Origin of the sequence: Paenibacillus piscarius, assembly GCF_022234545.1 — a bacterium.
GTDB classification, from domain to species: Bacteria; Bacillota; Bacilli; order Paenibacillales; family Paenibacillaceae; genus Paenibacillus_AQ; species Paenibacillus_AQ piscarius.
On sequence record NZ_JAIEUI010000009.1, the window covers coordinates 21,352 to 37,268 of the forward strand.

13 protein-coding genes are annotated in these 15,917 nt (G+C 55.1%); 10 read left to right on the plus strand and 3 right to left on the minus strand.

Annotation, left to right across the window (positions count from 1 at the left end):
- Window positions 1-25: 25 nt before the first annotated feature.
- Window positions 26-757 carry a spermidine synthase gene (locus K1558_RS15895; RefSeq protein WP_238652592.1) on the minus strand — a complete coding sequence of 244 codons (732 nt, stop codon included), beginning with the start codon at window positions 755-757 and terminating at the stop codon, window positions 26-28.
- A 104-nt stretch (window positions 758-861) separates the two neighbouring features.
- Window positions 862-2,214, minus strand: a complete 1,353-nt coding sequence (locus K1558_RS15900) for an MATE family efflux transporter (RefSeq protein WP_238652593.1) — start codon at window positions 2,212-2,214, stop codon at window positions 862-864.
- A gap of 134 nt (window positions 2,215-2,348) precedes the next feature.
- Between K1558_RS15900 and K1558_RS15905 the strand changes: the two genes are divergently transcribed.
- On the plus strand, window positions 2,349-3,026 hold the full coding sequence (locus K1558_RS15905; RefSeq protein ID WP_238652594.1) for a TetR/AcrR family transcriptional regulator: 678 nt from the start codon (window positions 2,349-2,351) through the stop codon (window positions 3,024-3,026).
- Between the two features lie 147 nt (window positions 3,027-3,173).
- The gene (locus K1558_RS15910; RefSeq protein WP_238652595.1) at window positions 3,174-5,768 is read left to right on the plus strand and encodes a beta-mannosidase; all 2,595 of its coding nucleotides are present in this window, start codon (window positions 3,174-3,176) and stop codon (window positions 5,766-5,768) included.
- A gap of 399 nt (window positions 5,769-6,167) precedes the next feature.
- On the opposite strand, the gene K1558_RS15915 is transcribed toward K1558_RS15910, so the two are convergent.
- A complete protein-coding gene (locus K1558_RS15915; RefSeq protein WP_238652596.1) occupies window positions 6,168-7,085 on the minus strand; it encodes a DsbA family protein in 918 nt (305 codons plus the stop codon).
- A 169-nt stretch (window positions 7,086-7,254) separates the two neighbouring features.
- On the opposite strand from K1558_RS15915, the gene K1558_RS15920 reads away from it, so the two are divergent.
- The 8 genes from K1558_RS15920 (at window position 7,255) to K1558_RS15955 (ending at window position 15,910) form a co-directional block, all read left to right on the plus strand.
- Window positions 7,255-7,587 (plus strand): winged helix-turn-helix transcriptional regulator, encoded by a 333-nt coding sequence (locus K1558_RS15920; RefSeq protein ID WP_238652597.1) that lies wholly within the window; start codon window positions 7,255-7,257, stop codon window positions 7,585-7,587.
- 113 nt (window positions 7,588-7,700) lie between these two features.
- Complete coding sequence (locus tag K1558_RS15925; RefSeq protein WP_238652598.1) at window positions 7,701-8,195, plus strand: CYTH domain-containing protein; 495 nt, start codon at window positions 7,701-7,703, stop codon at window positions 8,193-8,195.
- A gap of 113 nt (window positions 8,196-8,308) precedes the next feature.
- On the plus strand, window positions 8,309-9,697 hold the full coding sequence (thrC, locus tag K1558_RS15930) for a threonine synthase (protein WP_238652599.1): 1,389 nt from the start codon (window positions 8,309-8,311) through the stop codon (window positions 9,695-9,697).
- 1,108 nt (window positions 9,698-10,805) lie between these two features.
- Window positions 10,806-11,792, plus strand: a complete 987-nt coding sequence (locus K1558_RS15935) for a Gfo/Idh/MocA family protein (protein WP_238652600.1) — start codon at window positions 10,806-10,808, stop codon at window positions 11,790-11,792.
- A gap of 33 nt (window positions 11,793-11,825) precedes the next feature.
- A complete protein-coding gene (locus K1558_RS15940) occupies window positions 11,826-12,701 on the plus strand; it encodes a radical SAM/SPASM domain-containing protein (protein ID WP_238652601.1) in 876 nt (291 codons plus the stop codon).
- A 107-nt stretch (window positions 12,702-12,808) separates the two neighbouring features.
- Complete coding sequence (locus K1558_RS15945) at window positions 12,809-13,483, plus strand: response regulator transcription factor (protein WP_238652602.1); 675 nt, start codon at window positions 12,809-12,811, stop codon at window positions 13,481-13,483.
- Window positions 13,480-14,847: a sensor histidine kinase gene (locus K1558_RS15950; protein ID WP_238652603.1), complete on the plus strand. Its 1,368-nt coding sequence runs from the start codon at window positions 13,480-13,482 to the stop codon at window positions 14,845-14,847. Before K1558_RS15945 ends, K1558_RS15950 begins: the two co-directional genes overlap by 4 nt.
- Window positions 14,848-14,971: 124 nt before the next feature.
- A complete protein-coding gene (locus K1558_RS15955) occupies window positions 14,972-15,910 on the plus strand; it encodes an alpha/beta hydrolase (protein WP_238652604.1) in 939 nt (312 codons plus the stop codon).
- Window positions 15,911-15,917: the final 7 nt, after the last annotated feature.

The following is a 15,917-nucleotide window of genomic DNA, read 5'->3' on the forward strand; positions in this document are numbered from 1 at the left end:
GGTGAACTGCCGGATGCCTGCCGCACTACCGGTCCCGGATGACATGACCGAGCCCCGGTATAATCTCGCTGAACCCGGCCATGTGGCGGGACTGGCAGGGAATCGGCCGGGCGCTGGCGGCCATGACAATATTGCGCAGATCGGCGGTGCCTTCACCCGGTAAGGCGAAGGTGCGGGTGTACGGATAGATCTCGCCGAGCGTGGTGTGGATCGCGCTGATCAGCCGGTCTTGGCCGCTGCGGCCCATCAGGTTCATTATCAGCGTCCCGTGCGGATGCAGCTTGGCCCGGGTCAGCCCGAAGAATTCAAGGGTAGTGAACTGCGGCGGCGTTCCGGCAGCGGTGAAGGCGTCAAGCAGTACGTAATCATAGCTGCGGTCCGGCTCCGCTTCGAGCAGGCTCCGGCCGTCCCCGGTCAGGAGATTGTCTCCGGTGTAGCCGAATCGGGTTCTGCTGAGTTCAATCACCCTCGGGTTGATCTCGGCCACTCTGAAGCGCTTGTCGGAATAATACCCGGCAAGCGTACCAATACCGTGCCCGATCAGGAACACATCCTCGAAGTACGGATTGCCCGCCTCCATCAGATGAATCATCGCCCGCAGATACTCGAAGACCACCCGGCGCGGCTGGTTCAGGTCGAGTACGCCTTGCACGGCCTCTCCCGAGAATTGCAGCAGCCGGAACCGTCCGCTCTCGCCGTATAGCTCAGTTGTCTCGTAGACTTCGATGTCCTGCGGGGAATGGGATGATGAATGCAAGCGGATCAGACTCCTTCAGCAGATGTGGGATTCGTTATAACCACCATATTAACATAATGAAGCCGCAGGAAGGGATCCTGCGGCTTGCTGTATTCTTTAGACAATCAATGCACCAGGCTCTCCAGTTCCGGCTGCAGCTTGTTCCGCAGGGCGTAGAGCATGGCGGCGCCGACCAGGAAGGCGGCGGCATCGGCAATGACCAGCGACCAGACCACACCGTGGAAGCCGTGCGTCTTGTTGGCGATAAACAGCACGGGGATCAGCGTGACCCCTTGGATAATGGACATCACCAGAGCGGGCGTTCCTTGACCGGTGGCCTGGAAGATCCCCGTGAACAAGGTGGTCAGCCCGGTAATGAACAGGGACAGGAAGGTGACATGCAGAATGTAGCTGCCCATCTCAATCAATTGCGGATCATTGGTGAAGAGGCCGATCAGGTGGTCGGAGATCAGGTAGACAGCGATGCCGAAGATGGCGGCCAGGACGGCGATGGATTTTACCGTGAAAGAGACGGTCTGCTTCATGCGCAGACGGTTCGCCGTATAGGAGAAGGCAATCAGCGGTACGACACCCTCACACAGGCCCATCAGAATGAACTCAGGGAACTGCAGCAGGCGGGAGGATATGCCGTAGGCCGCTACAGCCGGATCGCCGTATTCGACCAGGAAATGGTTCAGGACCAGAGACATGGCCCCCAGGAAGACGCTCATGATAAAGACGGGAACCCCGATTTTGAAGACATTGGAAGAAATAGTCTTAGTCATCTTGAACCAGCGGGGAGAGAAGGTCAGGAATTTGCTTTTGTACTTGATATGGAAGGCAAAGTAGCCGCTCGCGACGATGTTGGAGACCACCGTAGCCGTGGCCACGCCGATGACACCCCAGTGGAACACGAAGATAACCAGCGCATCCAGCAGAATGTTAACTACAACGCTTAGGATCATACCGACCATGGAGGTCATCGCGGACCCTTCAGAGCGGACGATATTCTCCAGAGTGAAGAACAGGACGACCAACGGTGAGCCGATCAGCATAACCATGACATAATCCTTCGTGAAGCCATAGGAATCCGGTGTGGCACCCAGCCCGTGAACGATTTGGGAGAGCAGCGGCAGGCCCGCAGCAATAACGAGAAGCCCAAGCATCACACTGCTGTAAAAAGCGAATGCGGAGACATGCTTAACCTCCTCATACTTGGTCTCCCCGAGCAGCCGGGAGATGAACGTGCCGCTGCCGATCCCGATCAGATTGCCCAGTGCCATAATGACCGCGAATAACGGCAAGGTTAAGGCTAGTGCAGTCAGCATCGCTGTATTGTGAAGCGTGCCCAGGAAATAGGCATTTAGAATCGAATAGATCACGCTCATGGAAGTGCCCAGCATCATAGGTACGGCGAAGTGGGCAACAGCTTTGCCAATGGGGGCTTTCTCAAAATAGTGGAGGTTCTCTGCGTCCATTGTGTATCACTTCTTTCTTTGATTTTGGTTAATCTAACACCGTTAGATTGAACCTTACAGTGTTAGATGATATCATCAAGTTAAACGTCTGTAAAGCAAAATCTTACACTGTTAGATAAAGGGGGGATACGGGTATGAAAAAGCAGCCTCAAATCTCGGAGGAACGGATTCTCGAAGCCTCCTGGGCGCTTCTTGGCGAGGAGGGCCTGGAGAAGTTCAGCTTGCGCCGCCTGGCGGACCGGTTACAGATTCAGGCGCCTTCTCTGTACTGGTATTTCAAAAGCAAACAGGATCTCTACCAGCGGCTGGCCAATCACGTCTCCAGAGTCATTCTGGAGGAATTCCATCACGAAGGGGATTGGAAGGAACAGCTCGCGGAGCTTGCAGTAACTGTAAGAAGCGTGCTCAGCCGCTATCCGTGCTCGACGCAGCTTATGATGATGACGCTGCCCCACGAGCCGGACATTATCAAGTTCACCAACCGTATGCTGCTCTGCGTAGAGTCCACACCGCTGGATCAGGCGGAGAAGATGCAGGTGGTGACCACACTTGTGAATTATGTCTACTTCTTCGTGCTGGATGATTACCAGCATGAGCGTAATATAGCTATAATGCTGCAGGAGCGGAAGCTGCCGCCGGGCGAGGATATGGTGCGGGTCATGAATTCGATGAACGAGGAGGATGTAAGTCTGTTCCGGAGAATGTACACAACCGGTCTGTTCAGTCTGATGGGGACGGACGTAGCCTTTGAGTTTGGCCTGAAGGTGATCCTGCTCGGCATTGAGCAGGTGATTAAGGAGCATGAGCGGTAGACGCTGGGAGAGGAACACCTATCCGGTTGACGGGCAGGTGTTTTTTTATATTTTTTTGCGCTAACAATAATTTATTGATAACAATTAGATAACAAAATATAATGAGAGAAGCATTTGAAAGCGTATAACAACACTTGGGAGGGTGCTATGAAGCAAATACAAATGAGCTTGACGGATTGGGTATTCAGAGCCTGCGGAGAAGAAGCGTGGCTGCCGGCTAACGTGCCGGGAACGGTGCATACGGATCTGCTGAGGAACGGACGGATAGACCGGCCTTTCTATGGCACGAATGAGCATGACCTGCAATGGATTGACAAAAAAAACTGGGAGTACAGAACGGTCATTCATCTGGAGGAGACGTGGCAGGCGCTGGCGGTTACGGAGCTGACCTTCGCCGGGCTGGATACCTATGCCGACGTCTATGTGAACCAGGTGCATGTCCTGGCCGCAGATAATATGTTCCGCGCCTGGACGGTGAACGTGAAGGGGCTGCTGCAGGCGGGCCAGAATGAGATCCGCATCGTATTCCGCTCGGTGGTCAGTGAAGATCTGCCGAAGCTGGAAGCGCTTGGTTATGCCTTGCCGGCACCCAATGACCAGTCCGAGCTTGGCGGGCTCCAGGAGCAGCGGATCAGTGTATTCGCACGCAAAGCACCCTACCACTACGGCTGGGATTGGGGCCCGAGATTCCTGACGAGCGGGATCTGGCGCGAAGCTATGCTGACAGGCCGGGACGCTGCGGAGATTAAGGAGCTGTACATCCGCCAGAATACGGTGAACGGGCAGGAAGCCCGGCTGACTGCCTTGGTGGAGGTAGAGGCTCCGCAGGCCTGGAGCGGCATGCTGCGGGTAAGTGCCAGAGGCCAGGAATGGATGAAGGCGGTGTCACTGGTTACGGGCAGCCAGACGCTTGAGCTGGAGCTGGTTATCGACCAGCCGCGCCTGTGGTGGTGTAACGGACTCGGGTCACCGGAGCTGTACACCTTCCGTGCAGAGCTGCTGCAGGGAGCGGAGATTGTAAGCGTATCGGAGGCCACGACGGGGCTTAGGGAGATTAAGCTGGTGCGGAAGCCGGATGCGCAGGGGACTTCGTTTTATTTTGAGCTGAACGGGGTGCCGGTCTTCGCCAAGGGGGCTAATCATATCCCGAATGACAGCTTCATCACAGAGGTGACGGAGGAGCGTTACCGCCATGAGATTGCCACGGCCGTGGCATCCAATATGAATATGCTGCGGGTGTGGGGCGGCGGTTTCTATGAAGAGGAGGAGTTCTACCGGCTGTGTGACGAGTATGGACTGCTGGTCTGGCAGGACTTCATGTTCGCCTGCAGCATGTATCCGGGGGATGAGGCGTTCCTGAGTAATGTCCGTGCGGAAGCGGAATATAATGTGCGGCGTTTGCGTAATCACCCCTGCATTGCGCTCTGGTGCGGGAACAATGAGATTGACTCAGCCTGGTCGGAGTATGAGGAATACATGGGCTGGGGCTGGAAGGAGAAAATGAATGCTGAGATCCGGGGGACTCTCTGGCGTGCTTACGAAGAGATCTTCCACCGGATTCTGCCGGAAGCCGTAGCTGCGAATCATCCCGGTATCAATTACTGGCCGTCCTCACCGCTGCGTGAGCTTACTGGCGGTCAAGACCAGCACGCTACGCGGATTATGGGCGACGGGGATATCCACTACTGGGGGGTCTGGCACGGCAAGGAGCCGTTCGAGAACTATAACCTCAAGGTCGGCCGCTTCATGAGCGAATACGGCTTCCAGTCCTTCCCGGAGCTGAAGTCGGTGCTCAGCTATGCGGAGGAAGCGGATCTGGCGCTGGAATCCAAGGTCATGCTGGCCCATCAGAAGAACGGACAGGGCAATCGGCTGATCAAGGAGTACATGGATATGTACCTGCCGCAGCCGAAGGACTTCCGCGGCTTCCTGTACATGAGCCATGTGCTTCAGGCCGAGGGCATCCGTATGGCCATTGAGAGCCACCGCCGGAGCAAGCCTTATTGCATGGGCACGCTGTACTGGCAGATGAATGACTGCTGGCCGGTTGCTTCCTGGGCCGGGATGGATTATTACGGGCGCTGGAAGGCGCTGCAGTATGCCGTGCGCCGCAGCTTCCAGGAGGTAATTCTGTCTGTAGACAGTACGGACGGAGAGTCGGTCAGGGTCTACGGGGTGTCTGACCGGCGGGAGGCATTGAGTGGCGAGCTGGTGCTGCGGCTGCATGACATCAGCGGCGCATTGGTGCGGGAATGGTCACAGCCGGTCATCCTGGCTGCCGACTCCTCCGCCGTGATCTTCACGCTGCCGGCGGCTGAGCTGCTGGAGGGCCGCGAGCCGGCCAGTGTGCTGCTGGTGGCTTCGCTGCTGGAGAGCGGGCAGGAGCAGGGGCCGGAGGCAGGGCAGGTGCTGGGGACGGGGACAAGACAGGTGCTGGAGCGCAAGGAGCATTACTTCGTGCCGGCGAAGGATATCCCGCTGAGCAAAGCGGTCATTACGGTGACCGAGGTGCCGGGCAGCGGAGGCGCAAGCTTCACGCTGAGCAGCGATGTGCTGGCGCGGGGCGTGCACCTGACCGTGGAAGAAGAGGGCATCTTCTCCGATAATTACTTCGATCTGCTGCCGGGCGAGCCGAAGACGGTTGAGTTCTCGCTTCGGGGCGGCGGCAGCGGCGGAGGGGCAGACTTTACCCCTGCAGCGCCGACAGGGCTTGTAATCCGCTCGATGGCGGATTATATCTAATCACGAACTCTCACGCAGATGCAGGCTCTTCCGCCACCGTGGACTTGCCCGTAACTGTGATTCCGCCGCAACTGTGATCCTGCCGTAGCGTGGATTCACCTCTGGAGCCGTGGCCCCCTTACCCACAGCCCGCTTGCGGACTGACATGACCTTATTTGCTCATAAACTAACCTGATTTCTATTCTTGCGGACTCAGAAGACCTTATTGTCCTGATCGAGGGCAATTTCGACCCGAAATCGGATGAATAAGGGCCAGTGTGTCCGCATGACATCGCAAAACCGGCTATCTAAGATGCATAGCGGATTCTCAGTCCGCATGGGCAGCAGGATTCGGCACATTCAAACAAACAGCGGTCCTCCGATGACGGGGGACCGCTGTTTTTGAATAACCGGCCGTCTTCAGGCCGGTTCGATGAACATCTCACCCAGAATATGCCGGGTGCGGTAGGAATACTCATTAAGCGCTGCGGCGGTGAAGGATTCCACGTCCTCTTGAGCGATATCATACATGGCCTCGATTTCTCTGGAGAAGAGAAGCTGTCCTTCGGACAATAGCTCCGGCATCGGCGGGATAGCCGCTGGAACCAGCGGCTCAGGGATGAGCTGCTGCAGGGCATCTGCGTAGTGTTGCAGGGAGCGGGCGCCGACGATTTTGACACCCTTATTCTCTTCGTTGACCATGATCAGGGTAGGGAAGCCTCGCACACCAAGCTGGGCTGCCTTCTGGAAATCCGCCTCCAGCAGGTCCTGTGCCGCTTCCAGGCCGGAGGCCTGAACAATCTCCTCCCCGGGCAGACCGAGACTGTTCACAATCTCTGTGAGGACCTCATCTGTCCCGATATTGCGGTTGAAGACGAAGACCGCCTCTCTTGCCCGCCGGAGGAAGGCATGCTCTTGTCCGGGATGTCTGCTCTGAATGACTTTGAATACCCGGGACGGCGGATAAGAGGACATAACCGGGTCGTTTAGCCATAGACTGCCGTCAATGGGCATCCGGGAATGCTCCCCGACCTCTCTCCAGTGTCCGGCCACATCGGCAGGCTGCGAGATGCCGTTCGCCTTGTCCGCGAATCCGCTCCAGCCCGCCAGCAATCCGCCCATCAGCAGCTCTATTTTGAAATATTGGCCGTATTGGTGAATGAACCGGTTCAGCACAGGCTCCAACGCCCAGCAGTGTGAACAGATCGGGTCTGTAGCATAATAGAGAGTAATTTGGGGCTGTGGCCGCGGGTTGAAGTCCACCATTTGGACAGTATCTTCCCCGCCCGGACCGCATACCCCCGTCTTCAGATCACAGAGCATAGGATTTGTATTCATAGGCTGTTTACCTCACTTTCTTTTCGCGCTGAAACGGTACCGTCCTCCTTTAAAAGGACGGCAGAGCCGCTTCCACTTGTAGTATGATTATAATATCTGGGATCGGATTAACAAGTACTATTGTTTTTAATACCTGGTATATAAAATATACTATCGGAGGAACAGCCATATGAAATATGAAGTAGACTTAACGCAGATGTGTCCCGCGACGTTTGCTTTTCATGTCATCAGCGGGAAGTGGAATTTGCCTATACTGGCTTTGCTGAGCGGGGGAGAACCGGTCCGGTACAACGAATTAAAAAGAAAATTAAGCGGCATCACCGGAACCACGCTGACGAATTGTCTCAAGGATCTTATCGATTACGGGATTATCCATCGCGAGCAGTATCATGAGGTGCCGCCGCGGGTTGAATACTCTCTGACCCCGGCCGGGAAGGAACTGGTCCCGTTAATCGAAGATATTGTGGCCTGGGGTGCCAGGAATATGCATGTGTCCGGCTGAAGCCCGGATATCCCGCACTTCCGGTTGACTTGCACAGGACCCGCCCCTATGATGATAAATAATATGTAACATCAACGCTCGCACAAAGCTCGCACACAGAGGAGAGAAACAGCATGGCGATGGAGATCGAACGCAAGTTCCTGCTGCCGGAATACCCGGAGCGGCTGATTGAAGAAGGACAGCTGAAGGTGCTGACCCGTCACAGTATTGACCAGACGTATCTTGCAATTGAAGACGGACAGGAGCTGCGGGTGCGGAAGATCACCGATCTGGACACCGGCGAGGTTACGTACACTCACACCTTCAAGGATGGCAAGGGCATTAGCCGCCAGGAGATTGAATATTCCATTTCCGCAGGCTTGTATAACCAGATGATTGAGGCTGTGAAGGCGATCCCGCTGGTCAAAACCCGCATTACAGGCGTATGGAACGGTACAACGGTAGAGATTGATCTCTACACCCAACTGGAGCTGACGGTGCTGGAGGTTGAATTCGATTCGCTGGAGGAAGCGGAGCGCTTCACGGCCCCGGAATGGTTCGGCCTGGATGTCAGCACAGAGAAGAAGTACAGCAACAAAACAGTCTGGAAAGAGCTCCAGAACAAATAGCACGTAACATGTAGCACACAGCTCCCCTAAGTTCACAGAATCAGCGGACTTTAACGCGTAAACGTGGTACTATGTAGAGTAAATAAAGAGGGGTTCAGGAGGATGAGACGGGTATGGAGTATATAAGCACAAGAGGCAAGGTAGCGGCCAGAGGGTTTATTGACACGGTACTGATGGGGCTGGCCGATGACGGCGGACTGATGGTGCCGGCTGAGATTCCGGTGATTTCCCCGGAGAAGCTGGAGGAATGGAGAAGCCTGAGCTATCAGGAGCTGTTCCTGGAGATTTTCTCCTATTATATCAATGATGAGATTCCCTATGAGGATCTGCGCAAAATGGTCTACACCAGCTATGGCAACTTCCGTGCTCCGGAGGTGACGCCGCTGCGCAAGGTGAAGGATTCTCTGTATGTGCTGGAGCTGTTCCATGGACCGACCTTTGCCTTCAAGGATGTGGCACTGCAATTCATGGGTGAGCTGTACTCCTATATTGCCAAGGTGCGGGGCGAGATTATCCATATTCTCGGCGCTACCTCCGGCGATACCGGAGCGGCTGCGATTCAGGGCGTACGCGGCAAGGAAGGCATCAAAATCTGTATCCTTCATCCGCACGGCAAGGTCAGCAAGGTGCAGGAGCTGCAGATGACCACCGTAGAGGACAGCAATGTGCTGAACCTGTCGGTAGAGGGCAACTTCGACGATTGCCAGAAGATTATCAAGGAGTTATTCGCCGATCTCGACTTCAAGGGACAGTACCATCTGCGGGCGGTGAACTCGATTAACTTCGTGCGCATTCTGGCTCAGACGGTCTATTACTTCTATGCTTATCTGCAGCTTCCGGGCAGCGATCAGAAGAAGGTGAATATCAGTGTGCCTTCGGGCAACTTCGGTAATATTTTCTCAGGCTACCTGGCGCAGCAGATGGGGCTGCCGATTCACAAGCTCATTATTGCCACCAATGAGAACAATATTCTGGAGCGCTTTGTCTTAACGGGCGAATACAAGCCGGGCAGCTTCATCGGCACCTACAGCCCTTCGATGGATATTCAGGTGGCGAGCAACTTCGAGCGGTATCTGTATTATCTGGTGGGCGAGGATGCGGAGAAGGTGTCCGCCTATATGGCGGCCTTGCAGAGTGAGGGCTCCTTCACAGTGGACGGGGAGCTGCTTGCCCAAGTACAGAAGGATTTCTCCGCATTGGGTGTGAAGAACGCACAGTGCCTGGAGATCATCAGCCAGTATAAGCAGGAATCCGGTTATCTGCTCGACCCGCATTCCGCCTGCGGTGTTGCGGCCTGCGAGAAGTTCAGCGCGCCTGACGAGGTTAGCATTGCTTACGCTACTGCGCATCCGGCCAAGTTCGATGAGGCGATTGAATTGACCGGCATCAAGCAGGAGTTCCCCGCTCAGATCTCGGCGCTGTTCGAGCAGCCGCAGCATCAGGTCGTAGTCGATCATGATAAGGCGGAGATCGTGCGCCAGCTTGTGGCATTTTACGGGTAAAATAGGTTGCGGGTGCAGTTGGGCCCGCTCATTGAGACAGCCCCCGCCGGGATGAGCGGGGGCTGTTCGGCGTGGCACTGGATCGTACGCGCACTGTCCGTTAGTAGCAATCATATGTGAATTTGTGAGATGGACGTAACCAATGGCTTACTGTGGGGGTTGCTGTGTCCTATTAAAGGTGCGAGGTGGATACTTAAATGCAATCTGTACATCTGAATTGTCGGATACACCGCCGAATATCCGTTTACATGTAATTGATGCAACTAAAATCCCAGATGTACCCGGGATCTCACCCTCCGGGCAGATTTAGTTGTACAAACTACAGTTGGAAGTGGAAATTCATCCTGTTTGCTGTTTTAAGTTGCACAGATTGCAGGTATCCCCGAAAGCGTTCGCTCTGACCACTGCCCGTTGCCCACTGCCCACTGCCCACTGCCCACTGTCCACTCCATTGCGCCTGCTGATTGCTCTCCGCCCACTAGCTATTGCTCCCTTCCACTTAACCTAATCTGCTTCCACCTGGTGGGCAATTGCACTTTGTACAGTAGAAAGTCCCCAAAACACCTCTAAAATTGATTCTGTTGTATTTCATGCAGCAGAATGGTTGTGGGATGGCTTGATACATGCCTAAACTCCAAATTCTAGTGTACAAAATACAACAGAATGGCTTAAAAGGAGCTTTCTACCGGATTCTATTGTACGAAGTACAATTGCAGGCGCCGCTGGGGGAGGGGGAATGGCCGGTTGGAGTGGGGAGACTCGCTGGTGGCCATCATGTCCCGGTTGGAGCGGGGCGACCCGGTGGGAGTGTGCATGGTCCGATTGGAGTCAGATGACGCCCTGTGGGGAGGCATGACCGGGTTAGAGTTGGACGACTCGCTGGGACGGACTAATGCCCTCATAGACCGCCGACGGCGGGCGAAGAGGGTTTGCACTCAGGTGCTTTTTTTCACAAGCGAAATCTAGCGGAATTTGTCGGAAAATACGGCGGAAAAGTGGACATACCTACCACGGAGTGAGAAAATAACAGATATGCTGAACTGCATCAAGTCAAAGTTATCATGTGAAACCTATAAATTCGTATATTGTAAAAAGGACGGGATCATTCATGACAATTCGTTTCGGGGTCGTCGGAACTAACTGGATTACGGACCGCTTCATTCAGGCGGGACTGGAGAACGAGGAATTTCTGCTGACCGCGGTGTATTCCCGCACAGAGGAGAAGGGGCAGGCTTTTGCCGCCAAATATGCCGGAGCTTCCATCTACACGGACCTGGAGCAGATGGTATCCAGTACGGAGGTGGATGCGGTATATATCGCCAGCCCGAACTCCATGCACGCGGAGCAGGCCATCATCTGTATGAATCACGGCAAGCATGTCATCTGCGAGAAGCCGGCGGCCTCCAACAGCCGGGAGCTGAAGGCGATGATTGAAGCAGCGCGCAGCAATGATGTGCTGTTCATGGAAGCGATGAAGTCTACCTTCATGCCGAATTTCGGCGTGATCCGGGATAATCTGTATAAGCTGGGCCAGGTACGGCGTTATTTCGCGGGTTACTGTCAATATTCATCCAGATACGATGCCTATCGTCAAGGGACGGTGCTGAACGCCTTCAATCCGGAGTACTCCAACGGTTCGCTGATGGATCTGGGCATCTACTGTCTGTACCCGATGGTTACCTTGTTCGGTAAGCCGGAGATGGTGAAGGCTGTAGGCCTGATGCTGGCTTCAGGCGTGGACGGCGAAGGCAGCATCGTGATGCGCTACCCGGATATGGAGGCTGTGATCATGCATTCCAAGATTGCCGAGTCCTACCTGCCGGCCGAGATTCAGGGAGAGAACGGGACGATGGTCATCGACAAGATTAATCAGCCCTACCAGGTCAAAATCCACTACCGCGACGGAACCGTCGAGGAGCTTACGCTCCCGCAGGTGTACGAGTCCATGTATTACGAGGTACAGGAGTTCATTGAGCTGCTGAAGAGCGGGCGCAGGGAGAGTGAGATCAACAGCCATGCCAATTCATTGGCGGTTGCTGAGGTGATGGAAGAGGCGAGAGCCCAGATCGGCCTGCGCTATGCCTCGGATCTCTAGCCGTCATTATAATATTGAAATGGGGAGCAGCACTTGAAGACGTTCAAAAAGGTATACATCGAGATCACAAGCGTCTGCAACCTGGCCTGCAGCTTCTGTCCGCCCACGGAGCGGCAGAAGAATTTCATGAAGCTGGAGACGTTCAACACGATCCTCGATGAGATCAAACCGCATAGCAATCATATCTATCTGCATGTCAAAGGCGAGCCGCTTTTGCATCCGAAGCTGGGCGAGCTGCTGGATGCCGCCCATGCCAAGGGCTTCAAGGTCAACATCACGACCAACGGGACGCTGATTCATAAGGCGGGGCCGAAGCTGCTCGGCAAGCCGGCGCTGCGGCAGATGAACTTCTCGCTGCACAGCTTCGACGGCCATGCCGGCTCGGAGAACCGCGAGGGCTATCTTGCCGAGATCATAAGGTTCGTCCGGGAGATCTCCGCCCAGGGCGTGATTGTCTCGTTCCGGCTGTGGAATCTGACCGAGGATAACCGGACGAATCTGGAGAAGCAGCGCAACCGCGAGACGCTGGCTCTGCTGGAGGAGGCCTTCGGACTCGACTACAGAATTGAGGAGAAGGTCGTTCCCGGCAGCGGTGTGAAGATCGCTCCGCGCGTGTATCTGAACCAGGACCATGAGTTCAGATGGCCGGCGCTGCATGAGCCGGAGGATGACGGCAAGGGCTTCTGCCATGCGCTGCGCAGCCAGGCTGCGGTCCTGGTAGACGGCACCGTTGTGCCGTGCTGTCTGGATGGCGAAGGGGTGATCAACCTCGGCAATATTCATGAGCAGCCGTTCTCCGAGATTGTCGAGGGGGAACGGGCGAACAATCTGTTCTATGGCTTCTCCCGCCGGGAGGCCGTCGAGGAGCTGTGCCGCAAATGCGGTTACCGGCAGCGGTTCGGCACTTAGGCCTGAGCTGAACCGAAGCCGATGCCGGTGCATACCGGCCAGGCAACAGGGTGAGACTGTGGATAGAACCTGTTCACCAGGCCGGATCATACGAAAAGAGGGAATCAATGCCTACTATACTTGTTGCAGACGACGATGCGAATATCCGCGAGCTTGTCTGCTTATTTTTGCGCAATGACGGATTCGACACCGCTGAAGCGGCAGACGGCCAGGAGGCGCTGGCGGTCTATGCCAGAACGCAGGTGGATCTGGTCATCCTGGATATTATGATGCCGGTGATGGACGGCTGGGCGCTATGCAAGGAGCTGCGCAGGGCGGACCCGGAGCTGCCGCTGCTGATGCTGACGGCCAAGGGGGAGACCTGGGAGAAGGTGAAGGGCTTCGAGCTGGGAACCGATGACTACCTGACCAAGCCCTTCGATCCGCTGGAGCTGACGGTCCGCGTCAGAGCCTTGCTGAAGCGTTCCGGGATCGGCAAGTCGCATATGATCCGTATCGGAGAGGTGACGCTGGACCGGCAGACCTACAAGGTAATGAACGGGACAGAAGCGCTGTCCCTGCCGCTGAAGGAGTTCGAGCTGCTGTACAAGCTGGCCGGAACACCGGGACAGGTCTATACCCGCGAGCAGCTGATCGATCAGATCTGGGGGATCGATTACGCCGGGGATGACCGGACGGTAGATGTGCATATCAAACGCCTGCGGGAACGGTTCGCGGGGGCGGCGGATTTCCGGATTGAGACCGTGCGCGGGCTGGGCTACCGGCTTGAGGTTACTGAATGATCAAATCCCTCTATACCCGGGTGGTCCTGACCTTCCTGGTCTCCGTGATCGGGGGGACAGTCATCTCCTTCAATCTGGCGGTCTGGATATATAAAGACGAATTGAACGAGAATCTGCAGGTTCAATTGCACCGCTTCGCACAAGATATCGTACTGATCTATGATACCTTCCCGCTGGCTGAAGCTGACAAGTTCGTAAGCAGCATGAAGCAGCTGGAGACCTACCATGTGCGGATATACGATGCGAACGGCGGGGTTCAGTCTTATGGCGGGCCAGAAGGGCTGAAGCTGGAGACCGTGACTGAACCGCAGGTGCAGCAGGTGCTGGCAGGCGGGATCGTTCAGGTCAATCCGACAGGTATCTCCATCAGCCTCCTGGGAGTGCAATTAACTACGGATACGGGAAAAAAGGCATTGTTCGTAGAGCCTGTCGGTCCACCGTCTGCCGACTTTGTGCTGAAATGGCTGCTGAATTTCGCGGTGTATTCGCTGGTATCCGGCAGTCTGTTCATTCTGGTGGCGGCTATGTTCCTGGTCCGGCCGATCAAGAAGCTGACCAACGCGACGCGCAGAATCGCAGCCGGGGACTTCAACGTGAAGCTGAATATCAAGCAGCAGGGAGAGCTGGGTACGCTGGCCCGCAGCTTCGAGGAGATGACGCATGACCTGCAGCAGCTGGAGCAGATGCGCCGGGACTTCGTGTCGAATGTATCGCATGAGGTGCAGTCGCCGCTGACCTCCATCTCCGGCTATGCCCTGGCGCTGAAGCAGATGAATATCCCGGAGAGTGAGCGTAACCGCTATCTTGATATCATCATCGGGGAGGCTGAGCGGATGTCCAAGATGAGCGACAGCCTGCTGAAGCTGAGTCTGCTGGAATCGCAGTCCCAGCAGCTCCGGTTCACCACCTTCAGCCTGGATGAACAGCTCCGGCGCGTGATCGTTGCCCTGCAGCCGCAATGGTCCGCGCGGGGCATCACCTTTGACCTGGAACTGATGCCTGCCACGCTTACGGCGGATTACGATCTATTAAACCAGGTATGGACGAACCTGCTGGGCAACAGCATCAAGTTCTCCGGGGATGGGGGAGTAATCAGTGTCCATACGAAGCAAGATAATAAAAGTGTAATCGTTCGTGTATCCGATACCGGCATCGGAATTGCTCCCGAGGACCAGAAGCGGATCTTCGAGCGCTTCTTCAAGGCGGACCGCTCCCACAGCAACAAGTATACCGGCAGCGGGATGGGGCTGGCCATCGTGAAGCAGATCGTCCTGCTGCATCAAGGGGATATCCGGGTGGAGAGCGAGCTTGGCGCAGGCACAAGCTTCATTGTAACGCTGCCGCTGAATACACCGGCAGATTAGATTATTGCAGCGATTCATCCTCCGTTCATATTACCGTCACGGAGAGTACATTTTCATTATATATACTATCCTTAACACCTCATCAAGGCAGTACATCCCATTCATAAGGACAGGTGATTGTATAATGAAAAAAGGACTTAGAATCCTGCTTAAGTCTATAGCGGCATTGTTGATTGTGATCGTGTTGTTCTTTGCCGTAGTATTTGTGGTCAATATCATCAGCAGCAAAGCGGAGCTGAAGAAGATTGATCTCTACGGGCAGCTTGTGCCAGTCGATGGCAAGAAGATGAATGTACTCATCCAGGGATCGGGTGAGGAGACTGTAGTGTTGCTGACGGGGTATGGCACCGGGGCGCCCGCACTTGATTTCAAACCGCTGGTAGACGAGCTGTCTCCTGACTACAAGGTAGTCGTGGTGGAGCCGTTCGGCTACGGCTTAAGTGACCGGACAGATAAGGAACGGACCTCGGACAATATCGTAAGTGAGATTCATGAAGCGCTGCAGCAGCTTGGGATCAAGCGGTACACGCTTATGGGGCATTCCATCGCCGGAATCTACGGTCTGGATTATGTGAACAAGTATAAGGATGAAGTGACGGCTTTTGTAGGCATCGACAGCAGTGTGCCGAACCAAGGAGGCTTGGACGATAAAATACCGGTGGGAACACTGAAGTTCCTCGACAAATCAGGTATCATGCGATTGCTCCAAAAGATAGGCGGCGACCCGTATGCCGGGCTTCCGTTCGACGAGCACACCAAGCAGCAGATGAAAATGATCGCCACCAAGAACTTAAACAATGATACTGTCATGAATGAGATTGATCATTTCAAGGAGAATTTCACAGCGGCCCAGTCGTTGACCTTCCCCAAAGAGCTTCCGCTGCTGCTCTTCGTACAGTCGAATAATACCGACGTTGAGGGCTGGATGAAGCTGCATGAGGAGCAGGTGAAGGACTCGGTGTACGGCAAGCTGGTGCCGCTCGAAGGCGGTCACTATCTGCACCATACGCTGTCCAAAGAGATTGCCAAGGATTACAGAGAATTCATGGCAGGCGTGAAATGATATAATA

What these genes read in the sequence shown, in the direction of transcription:
- K1558_RS15905 (WP_238652594.1), top strand. Translation starts at nt 2,349, where the DNA reads ATGAAAAAGCAGCCTCAAATCTCGGAGGAACGGATTCTCGAAGCCTCC.
- K1558_RS15915 (WP_238652596.1), bottom strand. Translation starts at nt 7,085, where the DNA reads ATGAATACAAATCCTATGCTCTGTGATCTGAAGACGGGGGTATGCGGT.
- K1558_RS15910 (WP_238652595.1), top strand. Translation starts at nt 3,174, where the DNA reads ATGAAGCAAATACAAATGAGCTTGACGGATTGGGTATTCAGAGCCTGC.
- K1558_RS15945 (WP_238652602.1), top strand. Translation starts at nt 12,809, where the DNA reads ATGCCTACTATACTTGTTGCAGACGACGATGCGAATATCCGCGAGCTT.
- K1558_RS15925 (WP_238652598.1), top strand. Translation starts at nt 7,701, where the DNA reads ATGGCGATGGAGATCGAACGCAAGTTCCTGCTGCCGGAATACCCGGAG.
- K1558_RS15935 (WP_238652600.1), top strand. Translation starts at nt 10,806, where the DNA reads ATGACAATTCGTTTCGGGGTCGTCGGAACTAACTGGATTACGGACCGC.
- thrC (WP_238652599.1), top strand. Translation starts at nt 8,309, where the DNA reads ATGGAGTATATAAGCACAAGAGGCAAGGTAGCGGCCAGAGGGTTTATT.
- K1558_RS15950 (WP_238652603.1), top strand. Translation starts at nt 13,480, where the DNA reads ATGATCAAATCCCTCTATACCCGGGTGGTCCTGACCTTCCTGGTCTCC.
- K1558_RS15920 (WP_238652597.1), top strand. Translation starts at nt 7,255, where the DNA reads ATGAAATATGAAGTAGACTTAACGCAGATGTGTCCCGCGACGTTTGCT.
- K1558_RS15955 (WP_238652604.1), top strand. Translation starts at nt 14,972, where the DNA reads ATGAAAAAAGGACTTAGAATCCTGCTTAAGTCTATAGCGGCATTGTTG.
- K1558_RS15900 (WP_238652593.1), bottom strand. Translation starts at nt 2,214, where the DNA reads ATGGACGCAGAGAACCTCCACTATTTTGAGAAAGCCCCCATTGGCAAA.